Annotated in this window: 13 protein-coding genes; 4 read left to right on the plus strand and 9 right to left on the minus strand. The window is 60.6% G+C overall.

Annotation, left to right across the window (positions count from 1 at the left end; genetic code table 11):
• Positions 1-2 precede the first annotated feature (2 nt).
• On the plus strand, positions 3-581 hold the full coding sequence (locus ACLBKT_RS09245) for a hypothetical protein (RefSeq protein ID WP_410182625.1): 579 nt from the start codon (positions 3-5) through the stop codon (positions 579-581).
• 17 nt (positions 582-598) lie between these two features.
• On the opposite strand, the gene ACLBKT_RS09250 is transcribed toward ACLBKT_RS09245, so the two are convergent.
• The gene (locus ACLBKT_RS09250; RefSeq protein WP_410182626.1) at positions 599-1,318 is read right to left on the minus strand and encodes a uracil-DNA glycosylase family protein; all 720 of its coding nucleotides are present in this window, start codon (positions 1,316-1,318) and stop codon (positions 599-601) included.
• 595 nt (positions 1,319-1,913) lie between these two features.
• On the opposite strand from ACLBKT_RS09250, the gene ACLBKT_RS09255 reads away from it, so the two are divergent.
• Both ACLBKT_RS09255 and ACLBKT_RS09260 read left to right on the plus strand, forming a co-directional pair.
• Positions 1,914-2,639, plus strand: a complete 726-nt coding sequence (locus ACLBKT_RS09255) for a hypothetical protein (RefSeq protein WP_410182627.1) — start codon at positions 1,914-1,916, stop codon at positions 2,637-2,639.
• Positions 2,640-3,059: 420 nt separating this feature from the next.
• Positions 3,060-3,284: a hypothetical protein gene (locus ACLBKT_RS09260; RefSeq protein ID WP_410182628.1), complete on the plus strand. Its 225-nt coding sequence runs from the start codon at positions 3,060-3,062 to the stop codon at positions 3,282-3,284.
• A 77-nt stretch (positions 3,285-3,361) separates the two neighbouring features.
• Here the strand turns inward: ACLBKT_RS09260 and ACLBKT_RS09265 are convergent, their stop codons facing one another.
• From ACLBKT_RS09265 to ACLBKT_RS09300, 8 genes are all read right to left on the minus strand, one after another.
• Complete coding sequence (locus ACLBKT_RS09265) at positions 3,362-3,901, minus strand: hypothetical protein (protein WP_410182629.1); 540 nt, start codon at positions 3,899-3,901, stop codon at positions 3,362-3,364.
• Between the two features lie 71 nt (positions 3,902-3,972).
• Positions 3,973-5,271, minus strand: coding sequence for an SH3 domain-containing protein (locus tag ACLBKT_RS09270; RefSeq protein WP_410182630.1), 1,299 nt, complete (start codon positions 5,269-5,271; stop codon positions 3,973-3,975).
• A gap of 53 nt (positions 5,272-5,324) precedes the next feature.
• Positions 5,325-6,389, minus strand: coding sequence for a TonB family protein (locus ACLBKT_RS09275; protein WP_410182631.1), 1,065 nt, complete (start codon positions 6,387-6,389; stop codon positions 5,325-5,327).
• Positions 6,390-6,405: 16 nt separating this feature from the next.
• Positions 6,406-7,551 carry a hypothetical protein gene (locus tag ACLBKT_RS09280; RefSeq protein ID WP_410182632.1) on the minus strand — a complete coding sequence of 382 codons (1,146 nt, stop codon included), beginning with the start codon at positions 7,549-7,551 and terminating at the stop codon, positions 6,406-6,408.
• Positions 7,551-11,201 (minus strand): hypothetical protein, encoded by a 3,651-nt coding sequence (locus ACLBKT_RS09285; protein ID WP_410182633.1) that lies wholly within the window; start codon positions 11,199-11,201, stop codon positions 7,551-7,553. The genes ACLBKT_RS09280 and ACLBKT_RS09285 overlap by 1 nt, the downstream gene beginning before the upstream one ends.
• 16 nt (positions 11,202-11,217) lie before the next feature.
• Complete coding sequence (locus tag ACLBKT_RS09290) at positions 11,218-12,822, minus strand: tubulin-like doman-containing protein (protein WP_410182634.1); 1,605 nt, start codon at positions 12,820-12,822, stop codon at positions 11,218-11,220.
• A gap of 49 nt (positions 12,823-12,871) precedes the next feature.
• Positions 12,872-13,447, minus strand: a complete 576-nt coding sequence (locus ACLBKT_RS09295) for a hypothetical protein (protein ID WP_410182635.1) — start codon at positions 13,445-13,447, stop codon at positions 12,872-12,874.
• Positions 13,448-13,462: 15 nt separating this feature from the next.
• Complete coding sequence (locus ACLBKT_RS09300; RefSeq protein ID WP_410182636.1) at positions 13,463-15,022, minus strand: hypothetical protein; 1,560 nt, start codon at positions 15,020-15,022, stop codon at positions 13,463-13,465.
• A gap of 24 nt (positions 15,023-15,046) precedes the next feature.
• Between ACLBKT_RS09300 and ACLBKT_RS09305 the strand changes: the two genes are divergently transcribed.
• Positions 15,047-15,850, plus strand: a complete 804-nt coding sequence (locus ACLBKT_RS09305; protein ID WP_410182637.1) for a DUF805 domain-containing protein — start codon at positions 15,047-15,049, stop codon at positions 15,848-15,850.
• Positions 15,851-15,920 lie beyond the last annotated feature (70 nt).

Here is a 15,920-nt window from a genome sequence, read left to right on the forward strand (position 1 = left end):
CCATGGTCCAGCGCTGCGCATTGCAGGAGGCAGCTGAACGGCTAATCCCCTTTCGCCAGGGCCGGTTTGATAATCTGTGCGGTCTATACTCGGCGCTCAACGCTATCCAATTGGCCCAGTGGCCAATGCTGGAGCGCAATGCCTATCGCTCACGGCGAATGTTCCAGCATGGTATTGCAGCGCTTGAGCACCGGGGTTTGCTGCACAGTGCGATCAAGCATGGGATGGACGAACCAACGTGGACGTGGCTCACCGACAAGCTGCTGGCTGAAGCGAGCCGTTTATCGGGCGCCAGACTGCGCCGTGTGCCGATCTTGCAAAAGATCAAGCGATCTGACCTCTACGGTGCGCTTGCCCTGATCGATAGCCATACGCGTATGGGCGAGCCCGTGCTGGTCGAACTGGCTGGCAGCTATCAGCACTACACCACCATTGTGGGCGTCAGCGACAACCGGCTGCTGCTATTCGACAGCTATGGCTATCGCTGGATCGCTGCGGCCTCGTGTGAGCTTGCCCATCATCACGCCACTGCGCGGCATCGGATCGTGCGCAGCAGCGCAGCCGTCATCCGTATGTCATAGTGATTCGATCAATCGGATTAGGTTTGGCCGCTGGATAAGCCGTTGTCAGCAAACCACTGCTTGGCTCTATCCCAATCGCAACTTGACCACCTTGCACCGTTTGGATGTTTGACCACAACGGCGGGCCTACCCCAAAGGTCACCCTTTGCTATCAGCCAATTACCGCGTGCATCACAAAGTTGCTGCTGCGCACCTGGCAGGCGAGCGTCTGCGGCCTTCATGCCGAGGACCAAATTCTTCTTGGGGTTGAGAACGGATAGAATGTTTTGCAGCTCTTCAAGACACGCTGTTTCAAGTGTCCTGCGCAACTCTCGTGGGACCTGGGACCACGCCAGATGATGCTTGCCGGTCAGCTTATTGCTCTTGAAAAAATTGAAGTTCGCAACGACCGCTTCCGCAAGAATGTTCCGTTGGCCGTCTAAGTCTAAAAGGTCTGCGAGCCGGTCCTTGTATCTATGCTGGTCATGCTCAAAGTACGATTGGTCCGGCCAGGTCCTTTGAACATGGGGATCACCCTTCTCATCCTCGGAATTGAACCCAGGGTTGAGCCCCAAAATCATCAGCGGGGTATTCTGCACCGGCTTTGAGCCCAGTATCGAAAACCCGCACTTGCCGCCTAGTATTTCGGTGTGATGCGTGTCCCAAAGCGCTGAGATCCGATCATAGCTCGCCTGTATCTCGCGTTGCATCTCAACCGGTGAAAGCTGGTTGGACGCGTCTGTCGCGCTATCGTTCATTTCACCACCCTCTGAAAATATGCTTTTTATAAGCTCCTACAAATATCGGGCCGAAACGTATTGGCAAGCAGCTCGAGCGAATGGGTTGTGACGAACATGATGACGGCAAAATCAACTGGATTGAAGCGCCGATGCCCGAAAGCAGAGGGGGTCGCCTATCGGCTTCGATGGCCGGATCTGGAACTTAGCCACCGGTGCCGCCCACGCCGCTGAGCGTCAGCTTTCGCCGACTTTCCGGTCATTCTCGCGCGACTTGTCCGACGGCAAGATCTGCCAAAAGCCGACAATCCCTGTTCACACGAACCAACCGGCATATCGATGGCTCCTAAGCCTTTTGCCGACTTCTGGTTCTCGAAACACCGAGAGCGGACATTCGGCAAACGACCTAAACTGCTCCCGGGCATCAAGAATGAACCGTAGCCGCTATTTGCAGAATCTCCGTTGGATGGTAACTCAGTCAAAGTAACGGTTCGAGGGGGGGTCATGAAAAAGCTTGCGATATTCGCTGTTATTGCTGCTTCGCTTACGGGTTGCGCGGGGGTACAATTGCCGCACAAGAAGCTTAGTTACGCGGATGCTTGCCCAGGCTTCCAAAATGTCCGCTGTCATCCCGACGATGCCCCCCCGGGCTCTAATTTTTAATCTCAATCCGCCGGTGATCGAGAAGGTCGCGGGTGAACCAATCTATCTTAGCTTCGTCGGCAGGGCTTATCGTCAGCCCTACACGCGCGGCGCGTTGGGAAGTCCGTGCAACAATGCTGCGACGACGCCCTTTGCTGCAACCGATCTCGACACTCAGTCCGCAAGCGGGACGCTCGATTACAGCTACAAGCTCGAAAGCAATCTGAAGGCGGGCGCCGACGCCGATCTTGTTCAGGCAGCGGTCGCGGCTGGACTTCCAACTGGCGCCGTCGACTGCGTAGAGGCAGCCGCGAAGGCGGCCTATGATAAGGCAAAGAACCGTGAAGTAACGACGACCGGTCAAATGCGGATTGTTCTTCTGAAGCAGATCTTCGTGGACGAGGTGCGCATGGACAACAACCCGCGCCTTGCAGCATGCCGTCAATTTTTGCAGAGCAATCCTGAGTACGCCCTGATGAAGGCCATCACTGTCTTCCACATTGGCAAATCGCAATCCGCTTCATCCATCGCAACTCGAATTGCCGCGGACGTGAAAGCGAGCGTCAGCGGTCTCGATGCTACACAGCTGGCTGCGGTTAAAGCCGCGATCGACAGCAAGGTCACTGAAGAAATTCAGACAGCGCTGGAAGATCGATACATCGTCTGGGCGGCCAGCTGGCTGAAGCCGGAGGACATCTAGGGATTTCGATAGGGGAGCACTAACGCGCACCCAGCCCTCGCGCGACATAGGATATATCGTAATACACAACGCGGCCGCACTCCTGTGCGAACGACTGCTTCTTCTTTACGAATGAAGGAGCAATGCCGTATTGCCGTCGCTTGCGACTTGTTGGCTGCTTCTGTCAAACGCGTACGTGTATGGTGGCTCACGTGAACGACTGGGTCTGGGTCGGTTGCTGCTGTTCCGCTTTCTTCAAAATCGCTGCGGGAGCTGCACATCCGGGATCAGAAGCGCGCAGTTTGCCGACATGTGACAGTTTGTGAATTATGTAAAATTATCAGTGTCATGACCGTGATCGAAAGGGCTTGCGGGAGTAATCGATTTGCCCAATTAGTCGCGTAGACTGATCGTCGTCCGAGTGCTGCCTTAGTACGCCATGTGTTTTGGAACTACAGCAATTACGAGACCGTGCGAGCGGGCAACTGGAAGCTTCAGGTCAACGAAAAGCAGCCCAAGGCATGGCTGTTCAACCTCGCCGAGCAGCCGACCTGGCAGCGCATTCTTTCCGCCAATTATTCGCAAAACGCGCCCAGTGGGAGGGCCAACTCGCCGCCCACCACGCCGGACGCCGCGCTCCGCTCTATCCCAGCACTTTCGACATGACAGTGATGGTCGACCAGTCGCTGGCGCAGCGCTTTGACGGGTACGCGGAGTATGTTTATTGCCCGAATTGAAGCCGCCTAGAGCGGCACGCGGCAGTCCTCGACCACACGGCTGACCTCGGCCCAGCTGCCCGGATAGACTCCTACAAGCCCCGCCGCCTCGACCCCGAAACGCCCACGGCTGACCGCGATGGCATCGAGCAAGGCGTCGTCCGCCGCGAGCGTCACCACGATCTGGCTGCGCAGCTTCCGGCTGCGAAAGGTACGGCTTTGCGTGCTGGTCAGAATCGTGACCGCCGGAGCCTCTGCCGCCTCTGCCCGCCGCCCGATCGAGACAGTGCGAGCAGACAGATCGCAGGTGACCGTGACTAGCGTCCCGGCGAATTGCGCCGCCGAGGTGTCGCCCTCGCGCTGCCATTTCCAGTCGCCAGGCTGGATCGGCAGGTTAGTGGAACGGTTCGTCGCCGCGCCAGCCGCAATGTGCGGCGATGAAAACGATCCTTCGCTCTGCTCCCGGCCCATAAGCTGTGCCCAGTCGCGCCATGTCCAGCCGATCACACCGCCCAACATGACCACGATCGCCACAGCCAAAAAAAGGCGGCGCTGGTGGAGCAGCATTCGGCAGTTCCTTGCGCTTGTGACCGGATGGTGATGCCGGGTCTGGTGAGAATGATAAAGTTTTTCGATACTTAGCAGAATGTGACTTGATAGGCTCCATCCGGAGTCAATTCGGCCACCATGCGCTTCATCTCGACCAACCTGCCGTTGACGAGGACCTTGTCATCGCCTTGCTGAACGACCGCATCGTCACTGTACAGATGGAAATCATCCCCGAGGTCAGCGAAGAAATTGAAGACGCTATCGACATAAATGCGCTGGCCCGGAGCGTTGCTATATTCGATCTGGCCATTAACGCCCGGAGCGAAGGTCCAATAGCCGACATGGGTCGTGCGGGTGCCATTGATCGTCAGGCTGAAGGCGATGTTCTTGGTGCGATTACAGCGGTTGTTGACCGCCACCCAGGCGTTCCGGCCCCTCCCTCCAGTGCCGCCGAAGCTCTCCCAGTTCACATAGCCGACCTCGCCTTGTTCGGTGATGATTTCGGCATATTCGCTGTTAACCGTGCCCAGCACGCTGACGCGCTTCAACTTGTCGATCGACGTGATGGGTGCGGCGCCGGATTCAGGCGCGGCCAAGACCTGCACGGGCTCCACGGTGAAGTAATCGTCGCGCGTCGACTGGTCCAGCTGGGGCGGCGCGCTGGGCAGCAGATCAGCAACGCGCACAAACCCGCCATAGGCCAGTTCGACCCAGCCATCCACGGGCGGCTTGGTCGCTACCTGCTCTCCGCGGGAAAGCAGGCCGCTTTGCCGCGCACCCTCGCTGCGGCTGGTGCGGATTGGAAGATCGCGCGATGCGAAGAAGCGTTCGGAATACTGGCTGTCGGCGGCGATTACCGCTTCTTCCTGCGCACCCGATCCTGATGGATCCCCCGACCCGGAGGACAGGGCGTAACCGACCGCCAGAAACGCCAGCAGTCCGCCTCCGATCACCAACGGTGCCTTGCTGCCTCCGGTTGTGCCTGTCTGCGACAATATGGGCCAATCGGATGTCTGGTCAACTGTCTCCACCACTTCCTCGTCCGACGAAGCGCCCTGAGCGAGTGGCGAAGGGGGCGGCGGCGATGCTTCCTCGCCCCACGGACGTGCGGGTGCAGGCGGAGGCGGAGGCGGAGGCGGAGGCGGAGGCGGAGCGGGTGGCGGCGCAATCGCCGACCCCACCAGTTCGTCGAACAGTGCTGACAGTTCCTCGATCTCGCCGGCCTGACGCTGGGACTGCAACCCCGGACCGCGCTCGATCGTGACCGACGTGTCGCGCGTCAACTCGCCATTGGCGATTGCACTTCGCCACTGCTTGGGCGTCGCCAGTCGGCGCATCCGCCCTGCAACCTTGACAGAGATAATCGGGTTGCGTCCCTCGTCAGTCATTCGGTCTTTCCCACTCGTCATCGCCGCCCTCAAGAGGACGAGCATCAGTATTGCTAGTCCAGCCGATACGTCAGAGCGGAGCTCCAAGTCACGGCGACCGGTTCACCGGCGTCGTTTAACGCGGGGTTGAAGCGGGCATAGCGGCGTAATCCCTGGCAGGCGGCCTTGTCGAGATCGGTAGATCCGCTGGAACTAGTGACATCGCATGCTTCGACCCTGCCGTTCGGCCCTACTGTCACACGAAAGCCGACTGTGCCCTCCTCTCCGCGCTGCCGGGCACGCGCGGGGTAATCCTCCCCGATGCGATTGGCCCAGCGCGACTGATCACGCGGCTGCACCGCGCGCGCCTGAGATACCAAGGCCGCCGGAGGAGGGGGCACGTAAGTCGGAGTGGGCGTCGGCGTCGAACGCGCCTCACGCTGCAATCTTTGCCGTTCGCTTTGCGCCACCGCGCGCGCTACAGGCGTCGGTGACGGCGTCGCCACATCCGACTCAGGCGCGACGGCTGTTTTGGTCGGGACAGGCGTGAGCGGTTTGGGCGCTGCGGTGCTGGCGGCAACTTGTTCCGCTGGCTCTGACTCGTCTCCCGGGCCACCGAACACGACATAGGCGAGCAAAAGCACCGCGATCGCCCCGCTGCCGATCAGGAAGGGCGATGGGGACTTGCCCTGATCCTGCCTGCCTGTTCCACCTGGGTCAGGGCAGACCGGCTTGACCGATGCGACGGGCGCGCTCTTCTTCGGCGCCTGACGGCTGGCACGCCCCCCAACCGGTACCGAGGCGGCAACCTCTATAGGAGCCGTGTAACCCTTTAGGTAATCGACCTCATCCGAGGGCACGTGGTCGTATGTCTGGTGCAGAACCTCCAGGACGGGATCGGCAGGCTTGCGCCAATCGCTAAAAGCGGGCAGCAATTCTTCAAAGAGCCCCTGCAATTCCGGCACATAACCGGCCGCGCGGGTTTCGGGCGAACAATCTGGAGCCTCGTATTCCACCAGATCGTCCGGTTTGAGATCGCCGCCGCTAATGGCAGCGCGCCATTGCTTTTCGGTCGCCAGCCGTCTCGGCCGCCCTGCGACCCTGGCCGTAACGACTGCTCTGCCCCCTTCAGTCGACATCAAAGCATGCGCCGGTTCACGAAATTCCCACAACCTCGCCCTTCTGTTGCAATTCCCAGAAGTTGTTGGAGTTGCGCTGCAGAACCGCGGGCTTTATCACTTGCAACCGGTCCCCGCGGCGCAGTTCGAAGTGATACGCAAGCGGGTGATCGGTTTCGGGCTGGCGCAACTTGGCCCATGATTTCTTGACGGTGAAGCCGGGGATCATCAGCGCGATTTCGGGCCGGCCGGGGACGGGCACCACCCAGAAGCGATCATTCGGGTCCTTGATGAGCTGGGCCAAATCGCCACGGCGGTCATTGGTGAAGGACTCCGCACCATACTGGGTGGCGAGCGCATCAAAGTCGGGCTTGTTCGCGCGATTGAAAAACTCGGCGAGGTCGGCGGCAAATTGCTGCGCCAACTCGGCGCCCGGCTGCTTGGCGCGCGGCGGTTCGGCATTGTAGCTTTGCACGGGTGTGCGCTCGGATGCAGGCCAGCCATCTTCCGGCAGGTTCTGCGGTTCGCGCCTGCGATCATAATAATTGTCCTGCTGATCGGTCCCATAGCCGGGCTGCGACGGGGGCTGAGGTGGCGGCGGAGGCACTTCGGCCGAAGCAGGACGGGGCCGCATCGCCGGTCCGTTCTCCAGTGCGATAATGCGCTGCTCCATCACCGTCACCCGGCGAAGTAGATCGTCGATGACAGTATCCCGGTGGTCTCCCGGAACGAGGCCCCGCCGGGCCGAAGGTCGGTTGTCAGAGCCCATGCCCAGTTCCTCGCTCTCATGAGACGCCTTGGGATCACGCCGCCGCTTGATAAGCAGTACGGCGATCGCAGCGGCTACCAACGCAAGTAATACGCCAATAACCATAAAAATAATATGACCGGAACTACCGTATTGTTCCATCTCGGCCGCGGTCTGACCCGCATCGACACCTTCGAATGCGTCTGTTGCGCTACTCGACGCAGATGCTGGCGCCACCGGCACTTGGGAAGAGGGTTCAGCAGCTTGCCCGACCGGAGCCGAAGAGTCTTTCGAGCTGGCGGGAACCTGTATTGTCCCCCTGGTTGCGGAAGCCTGCGCGGCGACAGGCGCTTCGCCCGCTGCCGCCAACAGCACGAGTGCTGCCCCGAATACGGCCCTGACGGTGGTTGACCTTGTCTCGAGCCGCTGCGGCATTAGCGAGGTTCCCTGTTCTGGACCACGAAGATGTTCTTGCGCTCCTCGACATTGCGGGCGAGTAGGTGAACCAGCGTGCGCAGCTTAGTGATGAAGGGCGGCTCGATATCGAGCGTCTCGCCGGTCTCGTCGTCATCGGCGTGTTCAAGCCCCTGAAGCGCCCGGGCGAACTCACGGTCGACCTTGTTGTTGATCTCGTCTCGCGCCAGACCGCCTTTGGAATCGAGCTTCACGTGCAGCCCGGTGCGAATTGCCAGTAGGTTGAGGAACCGATCAAATTCGTCATTGCCGACTTCGTTGAGCCGCGCCCCGGATGGCAGCTTTTCGACGAACTGGTCCGCCTCGAAGATCTTACGCTCCCCGTCCGTCAGATCGACCTTCTCACCCAGCGGGGTATCCCGGTTGAGCGCGTGGCGGCTCTTCATGTTCGGTTCGCCGCACAACATGCCGTGAGCGACCTCGTGCTTGGGAAGGGTGGAGAACAAGTCGCGAGTCCGCAGGTTGGTGAGCTCCCATTCGCTCGGATCGGCGTTTTCGCGCCCGTCGGCCTTGGCGTGAACGACATCGCCGATCATCGCCGCAATCTGGGACATGGTGCTGTCCGGATCATTGGCCTTGCCGAGATAGCGGAACAAGCTCGAACCCCGCCCGGCAAAGGCGATGGTGAGGTCGCGGACGTCGCTTTCGTTGATTAGCCCCTTACGCATCAGGTTGCGCAGCGCGAGACCCGAGTAATAGCACAGCCCCGCCAGCGCGACCGTTGCCGTGTTGAGCAGCCCGATACCTTCCGGTTCATCACTGAACATCGGGAAGCTCTCGGCAAAGACGTCGTTGAAGTTGGGCTGGCTGATGTAAAGCTCGACGAAATGATTGGTCGAGGAGTTGGTGCCGAACTTGCGCAGCACATCTTCCATGCTCGATCCGCCGTCACGAAACTGATTGAAGATACTGATGTTCTGCGACAGGAAGCGGGTGAAGAAATCGCCCCCTGCCAGACGAAACGAGCTGCGCCAGATGATCTCCTCGCCGCGGAAATAGACTGCGATTTCGGTTGTCCCACCGCCGATGTCAAACATGATCATGAGCTTCGCCGCCCCGCCGACCTCACCCTTGCCATGGGTAAAGAACCGGACCGCAGCAGCGCCTTCGGTTTCGAAGTGGATATACTGACCGATAATCTCGTCATTCCGTGCCGGGCTGTCAGTGCCAAGCATCGGACGCATAATTTCCTTCCAGGCGTTGGACACGGACTCCTTGAAGTTCTTCGACTGACCCGAATTCCATGCCTGCGGGTAAGAGAAATGCCACTTGATGCGATCGGGCGATACGCCCCGCGCCATGCCCTCGACGCTGCACATCATCACGATCTGCCGCAGGAAGCGCTTCACGCGCCGTTTATTCTCGTCGCCCGGTCGCCACTTGAGATCGAACTCCAGAGCGCCGCTCTTCTGGCGTTCGACCGCATAGCCGAATTTGTCGGCCACTTCGGGCATGAAGAAGATGTTGTCGGCGGCCACGGGGACGCTATCCGCAAGCTGCGCGGAAAGTCCGTGGTCGGACACATCGAAACTGCGCATGTGCATCACCGTCGGGAACGGCGATTCAACCTCCGCTCCCGGCAGGAACGCGACGCAATCGAAAGCGAATTGATCCTCGTCGGCAAGCCGGCTAGAAATCGGGCGGGTCACGCGCGACTGGAACAGCATCTTTTCGATGCGGTCGGCCGACTTCATATAGACGACCGTATTGGTCGTACCGAAATCGACCGCGACTTCCATCGTCCCCTGGCCCTGAGCCACTCGGCGCTCGGGCAGCAACATGCATCCTGCCGGCATCAGCCCGCCGCCACTTTCCGGCTGCATCCCGAAGAACAGGTAGTCGGCCCCTTCGCCCAGAATGTGCTGTTCGCCAATCGAATCTCCGAGGTCGATAAAGCGGAAGCGGTGGGCGATCAGGTTGTTCTGCGCATCCCGCAGTTCCCCGACATTACCCTGGAAAAACCGCTCCATCCGCTCGAACACGAGGTCCTCGGACGAGCCCAGCGACTTGAGCAGTTGCACCGCCTCATCGCGGTTCTTGTTGGCCCTGAGGGTGATAATCTCCGACAGGCTCTTCATCGAAGCCGCGAAGCGCGGAGCCATCTCGTATTCGGAACTGAAGCTGTAACGCATCAAGTTCCACGGCCAGCGCGGCACATCGACATCGGGCCACATGATGATGTCATCAGGCACACTATCCTCGACCACATCGCCGGCCTTGTCGTAAAACCGGGTGATGGTGTGCTGTGGCGCACGCGATTGGGCGTCGGGCGCCACCAGCAACAGGGTAAGGCTGACCTCGAAGCGATCGCCGCGATCGGTGATGGCAAGCTGCTGCATGACGCGGTCGCGCGGCACCAGAAACAGCGCCAGCGGGCTAAGCGGCAGCAGGAAACGCTCCCACTTGGGGCCATGCGCATCAACCCGGCCTTCGTTCACCAGACGCACGAGTTTGCGGGTGAAGATCTGGTCCGGAGTGATGACCATGAAGCCTTCTCGCTCGGCATCGGCCTGCATCGCGATGCGGTTGCCGCCCTGATCGATGGTGCCGAGCTTGTAGCGGCCGAACAGCCGCACATCCTCGGCACGCTTCCCCAGCGTACGCGAGGCGATGTCCTGATCGAGCAGGATCACGCCCGTCAATTTACGGTCCTTGGTGGCCGGTCCGCCAGCCTTAGCCAGTTCCTTCAATTCTTCGGGGGTGAAGGCGATTCCGTTGCTTTCGTTGAGCAGGATCTGGCATTCCGACCCGCCCTTGACAGCTTCTTCGGTCGCAGCAGGCGCGTTCCACAGATCCGCATAGAAGGGGTGCGGCAAAGTGTCGGAGGAGCCTTCGAGCTTGATGTCGAACGGCGTTGCCCCTGCCTGCTGGATCTTTTCGCGGCAGGCAGTGGCGAAAGCGCGGATTTCCTCCACCATCAACCCGCCCCGCATGGTCGAGATGTCAGACTTGAGCAGTCGCTCGGCCACCTTTACCAGATACTGGTAGAGCGCGACCCACTGTTCACCGGAAATGTCCTTGCAGTTGGTTGGATCGCTCAGGCCCAGGCGCATCCACGGTATGTCGGGCATCACCACGTTGGTCGCGCCGCGCGCGGGTGCGAACAGGCAGTTCGGCACCATCAGGCCGATGGCTTCCGGCCGCCCGACATCGAACACGTCCTGCCCGGCAGTGCGGATCGTCAGCACTCCGATCCGGCTCCAGTCCACACCCGAGACGAGCGTATCGACCGGGGCCAAAGCCCGCAGCACCTGCCGGAACTTGGCATTGCCGACGCGCTGATCGGTCAGATCGACCGTTTGCACCGCCAGCAAGTAAGTCTGGGGATAGAAGTGGCGCAGCGCCACCAGCGCCAGCAAGCCCCGCCATTGCGCCCGCGCACCCGCCTTGGCGATGTGATCCTTGGTTGTCAGCGCCTGATTGAACAGCAGCGGACGTGCCCATGGGTCGGGCAGCGACTTCAGTCGGTCGATGTCGATCGCATCGGTGTTGTTGTCGAGAGAGGTCGCCAGATCGCCCAAACGGCCGGACTCCAGCCACTCACCGGCCCGTGGCGGGCTCGGATAGTCGGCTTCATCGGTCAGCTTTGGCAAGTTGTAGATGTTGGGCATGGTGGTCGTCCGGGCTCTAGTTATCGTCGATCGGGCGGACATCGCTGAAGTTGTAAAGCGCTGCTATGAAGCGCCCCATCTTCTCGTGTTGCCCTTCGAGCGCATATTCGGTGAGGTAGTCGGCCAGCTTCGCTTCGTTCGGCATGTCCTCGTCGATGTCGGAATACTTCATCGCGATGGCATTGAAGACGCGCCGGAACTGGTCGTCGGACAGCGCGAGCGTGACGCGCGGGTCTTCGTCGATCCGGTCGAACGCGATCCGCTCGACCAGCGGCTCGCCGACGTTCCACAGGCCGAAGCGGTGGTCGGCATCGCGCCGCGCATAGGCATCGATCGCCGCACACCAGCTGAGCGCCATGTCGACAAGGTTTTCCAGATCATCCAGCGCCTGCGCGGGACTGTCATCCTGCCAACCTATCTGGTCGAGCCCTTGCGCCTTGTACCACCGGTCGCGCTGGAGACTTTTGCGCTTGTTCGGGTCGGAAATTTGCGGCTTCCAGTACTTGAACGCCGCAGCAAAACGCAGGAACCGGGCAACGGCCTCTTGCAGATAGCGCTGTTCGGATACGTTTTCGGTGACGGACGGAATATCTGGCCAGCCCACCGCCTTCTCGTCGCGCCGGGCCGAGACAGTGATCCTCTGTTCACCGCCGCCGTTGTCGAGCGCGCCGGAATGGAAGAAATGCATCGCAGCGCAAGCGGCGAGCAGTTCGGGCAGCAGGGCCGGATTGCGTTGGGTGCCGGTGCCCTTGGAATGTACATCGATCTTGAAAGGCGGGCTCCAGCCTACCAGCGTGAGCTGATCGAAGATATGCTCTCCCTCCTCGTTGCCGCCATCGCCCAGCATGTGCTGATAGTGCAGAAGCGCACCCCGAGCCTGTGCCTGCTGCTCGTTGGCGCGCGCGACGTTCTGATCTTGATCCTCGCCGGGGTCGGGAAAGCGGAAATAGGGCAACATCAGGATGCCGCCTATGTCGACGTTGCGCTCGATTCCCTCATCCTTGAGCCGGTTGCGGACCAGCCGCGCGATGGTGGGGAAGCCGGCGGCGCCGGTGCCCCCAAACACCGATCCGGCAATCAGGATTCGTACAGCGCCCTGCTGGCCCGCGCCCTTGATCGCCTCGGTAATGGCATCCCAGAAGCGGCTGCGCGCCTCGGCCCGCAAGGTCATGGCCGCCGCGCCGATATGCGGGCGCCCGCGGTAACCCTGGCTCAGATCGAGGCGCTGTTCGGCCTGTTCCGGATCGCTTGAGGGATCGAACAGGGCGTCAAACAGGAACTGGTCCTCGTTCATCGGGCCGAAAACCCGCGCCAGCGTCGTGTTGGGCTGAGCGTCCGGGATCCACAAACCGCCCTCTCCGCCCAGCGCCGAGAGATTGGTCTTTAGCAACGGGCATTCGTCCGTCCCCGCAATCCGGTGGGTCGAGCCGTCGCGCCACGACACCCGCGCCTTGCGATAGGCGTCGAACACCGTGCGGGCGCGGATAAGGTTGCCGTTGCTCTCATCCTGATCGACAAAGCCGATGGACAGCGCGTTGGGGCCAAGGCCCATCGTGGCAAGATGCTGGACCGCCTCCACCACCTTGGCCCCCGTCCCCCCAACGCCAATGATAATATTCATAACTGCCGATCCGTTTCGTAGAGCAAATAGGTTAGGGCCCCGGCGGGGCTCACGCGCCCGGGATGGAAGGCTTCATCTTGTCAGGTGTGCCCAGCAGGGTTCCGCCCCAGTAGGCCAGCGGCCAGACAAGCGACATGAAGGTCGGGATGCCCCAGCCGCGCGCAGGGTTGAGGATAGATGCCCATTGACCGAACACTTCGGTGACATGGGCCAGCACCGCCGCGCCCACGGCCACCCCGAGGATGGCCAGAAGATAACCAAGCCAAGGCCCCTTCATCGAGCGGAAATCAGCCGGCACCCCGGCAGTCGCACTGCGCTGCACTATCTGCACCATGAAGATCAACCCGATCACGAGAACCACGATCCCAGCCATTGTATGCCAATAGACCAGATTGGACCGCGCATCGGCGAGTTCCGATTCCAGATAGCGTTCTACCTGTTCGAGACACTGGGCCTTGCCGCCGGTATCGAAAGCGGTGTCTGCCTTGTCGCAATTCTTCTGCCGCTCGATCTCGATCACCGGATCAAGCGCATCCACACTGGAGCTGCTGAAATAGACCGCGGCTCCCGTCAAAAGGAGTGCGGCAAACCACACGGCAACAAATTTGAACATGGCCTGGATCATTGACGCCGTGCCTCCCTATTTTTCGGTCTCGATAATCAGATGTGTCGCTGTGCGCTTGATCTTCTCGCTGCCGGGCATGGTCAACTCGGCCAACAGGATGCGGCGCAGGGGTTCCAAACCGGGCACCCCGATCCGGGCCGCCCCCCCGCGGCGCGTCAGGCGCGCGATGATCTCGGGATTGGCCATCGACCAGTCCTGCATCCAGGCAGCCGCGGGGTGATCCTTGACCACCCCCCGCTGACCGGCGACAAGTTCGACCATGTAAAGGCCATCATCCGTGAGCCCGGCCAGCTCCATTTCCTCGGCAGTCAGGCGGTAGGTCACGTTCTGGCCATCAACCTTCCAGCCCGAAGGCGGAAGCCCCCCGACGTTCAGCCACGCCGCGCCAGACTTGCACTTTTGCGGGGTGAGGCTGGTCTTTTCAAGCTTCCACACCGACGCCGAGTAGACCGGCGTGTTGCCGATAACTTCGAAGTCGGCGACCCCGGCGTTAGCGGCGAGGGTCAGCTGCATCCCTGCCTTGGTATCCTTTTCCTCGGCGGATGGATCAAACCGCACCGAGGGGATATCTTCAGCCCCTGGAACGCGGGTCTTAGCTGGAAGCTGGGAGAACGCACGCGACACCCCTTCCGCACTCGGCTCTGCCAGCACGATCGACCCGGCCTCCAGCCCGAACAGCGCAAAGGCACGGTCGAATGCCGGCGTGTCGTCGGAGAAAGGCGCGGCCTGGGTCGTGCCGAGATATTCGTAGAATCTGCGCACCTGATAGGGATCGCCCAGTAACATGATCACCAGTGGGCGGTCGCCAAGGGTCGCTTCGATGGTTGTGGTGCCAACGAAAATCTTCCCGCTGAACGGCACCCGTACGGCCATCATCCCGAGCGCCAGATCGTCTTTTATGATCATGTTGCGCAGCAAGCCGCCCACTGCTGTCTCGAACTGGTCGGCGGCCTGCTTGTCATCCAGCATGAGGTCGGTGACGATGACCGACAGGGGCGCAGTGCCGGTGCTGCGCTCATGCTTGATCCACTTCAGCAGGTCAGCAATCCGCGAGTCCTTTTCGGTGTAGGCGGCCGGACGGGTAAAGGCACCGGTGTCTTCGATGACAGCGGGTGGAGAGGGCGCGACGGGATCGAACTGGTACTCGCCGAACTTGCGGAAGGTGACGTTTCCCTTCTGCCCCTCCGGATATAGGCTGCTCTGGGTGTAATCGCGTGCGATGGTGGAAAGATTGCCGATCGCATTGGGCAGACCCGCCGCGTAGCCCGCCATCCCACCTGAAGCATCGAGGTACACCACGACATTGCCAAGATTGCGCTGCAAGTCCGCACCACGGGCGCGTGTTTCGGCAACAGAGCCGGGAAGACACGCAGCGATTTTGCTCATATCAGGATCATCACTGGAACGGAAAAAAGCGAAAATGGCCACCACAGCAGCAACCGCAATTACAATCGCACCACCACCGGCAATCATTAACCAGTTCGGTCCTGCAGACACCTTCTTTGCCAATTTACCCCCGACAAAAGCAGAATTTTTATTTAACTCCAGTCTGCAAGGGTAATTACGATTCGCCAAGCGCTTTTTGGAAATGAACGGAATATGTCGGAAATTGGGATTTATCCTGCGATCACCGCGTCAATCGGAGGCAAGCAACGGCGGCTTACTCTGATGCGTCAATGGCGCCGCGCGATCGAGAACGGCGAGCTTGATCGCCCCACGCCGGTTTATTTCGAATCGGGACCAGGCAGCGGGTTGATCATCGAGGCCGGGGCATGTCCCGAACTGGCCCCCCTGTTCGACGAAATCAAAGGTTCCCTGCCCAAGCAGGAGCCGGTGATTGAGCAATCCGCCCCGCACTCCAACGAGACCCAGGCCGTTCGTCTGGCCCATATCGAGGCGGAAATCGCCGCCACGCGAGCCGACCAGCCCGCCCGTCCCGGCAATGCGCTAAGGATCAAGCCCCAGCTCAATTCATCCGAGCGGACAATCGCCACCGCGCCAAATGTCGACTTTGCAATCGAGCGCTCGGGCCCAGGATGGGCCATGCTGCCGCTCAAACGCTATGCAGTCTTCGAAGGCCGCGCCCGGCGCAGCGAGTACTGGAATTTCCAACTCTTCGTGATCTTACCGCTTTTTTTCATGTTGGGAGTAGCCGGCGCGGTAAACAGCGATGTGCTGGTCGGCATTATTTTCCTCATATGGCTAGGCCTGCTCATTCCATCAGTGGCCGTCACCGTCAGACGGTTGCATGATCGCGGCCTCTCGGGATGGCTGGTCGTGCTGGCCGGCCTGCTTTCTCTGATACCCTTCGTGGGCTTCCTGATCGGCCTGGGCTTCATCGTCGTGTTGGCGCTCCCAGGCACGAATGGCCAAAACCCATACGGGCCCGACCCCAAGAGCTGATCCCCTCGATCCTGCCCGTTGTCAGAATGTTCGGCACAACTTGAGGTGTAAAATGGCGAAAAGTTGGCTT

Origin of the sequence: Erythrobacter sp. W302b (genome assembly GCF_046452395.1) — a bacterium.
GTDB lineage: Bacteria > Pseudomonadota > Alphaproteobacteria > Sphingomonadales > Sphingomonadaceae > Erythrobacter.

Excerpts from the sequence above, each read along its gene's own strand:
- ACLBKT_RS09245 (WP_410182625.1), top strand. The coding sequence starts at position 3 with ATGGTCCAGCGCTGCGCATTGCAGGAGGCAGCTGAACGGCTAATCCCC.
- ACLBKT_RS09250 (WP_410182626.1), bottom strand. The coding sequence starts at position 1,318 with ATGAACGATAGCGCGACAGACGCGTCCAACCAGCTTTCACCGGTTGAG.
- ACLBKT_RS09255 (WP_410182627.1), top strand. The coding sequence starts at position 1,914 with ATGTCCGCTGTCATCCCGACGATGCCCCCCCGGGCTCTAATTTTTAAT.
- ACLBKT_RS09265 (WP_410182629.1), bottom strand. The coding sequence starts at position 3,901 with ATGCTGCTCCACCAGCGCCGCCTTTTTTTGGCTGTGGCGATCGTGGTC.
- ACLBKT_RS09270 (WP_410182630.1), bottom strand. The coding sequence starts at position 5,271 with ATGACTGACGAGGGACGCAACCCGATTATCTCTGTCAAGGTTGCAGGG.
- ACLBKT_RS09275 (WP_410182631.1), bottom strand. The coding sequence starts at position 6,389 with ATGTCGACTGAAGGGGGCAGAGCAGTCGTTACGGCCAGGGTCGCAGGG.
- ACLBKT_RS09280 (WP_410182632.1), bottom strand. The coding sequence starts at position 7,551 with ATGCCGCAGCGGCTCGAGACAAGGTCAACCACCGTCAGGGCCGTATTC.
- ACLBKT_RS09285 (WP_410182633.1), bottom strand. The coding sequence starts at position 11,201 with ATGCCCAACATCTACAACTTGCCAAAGCTGACCGATGAAGCCGACTAT.
- ACLBKT_RS09290 (WP_410182634.1), bottom strand. The coding sequence starts at position 12,822 with ATGAATATTATCATTGGCGTTGGGGGGACGGGGGCCAAGGTGGTGGAG.
- ACLBKT_RS09295 (WP_410182635.1), bottom strand. The coding sequence starts at position 13,447 with ATGATCCAGGCCATGTTCAAATTTGTTGCCGTGTGGTTTGCCGCACTC.
- ACLBKT_RS09305 (WP_410182637.1), top strand. The coding sequence starts at position 15,047 with ATGTCGGAAATTGGGATTTATCCTGCGATCACCGCGTCAATCGGAGGC.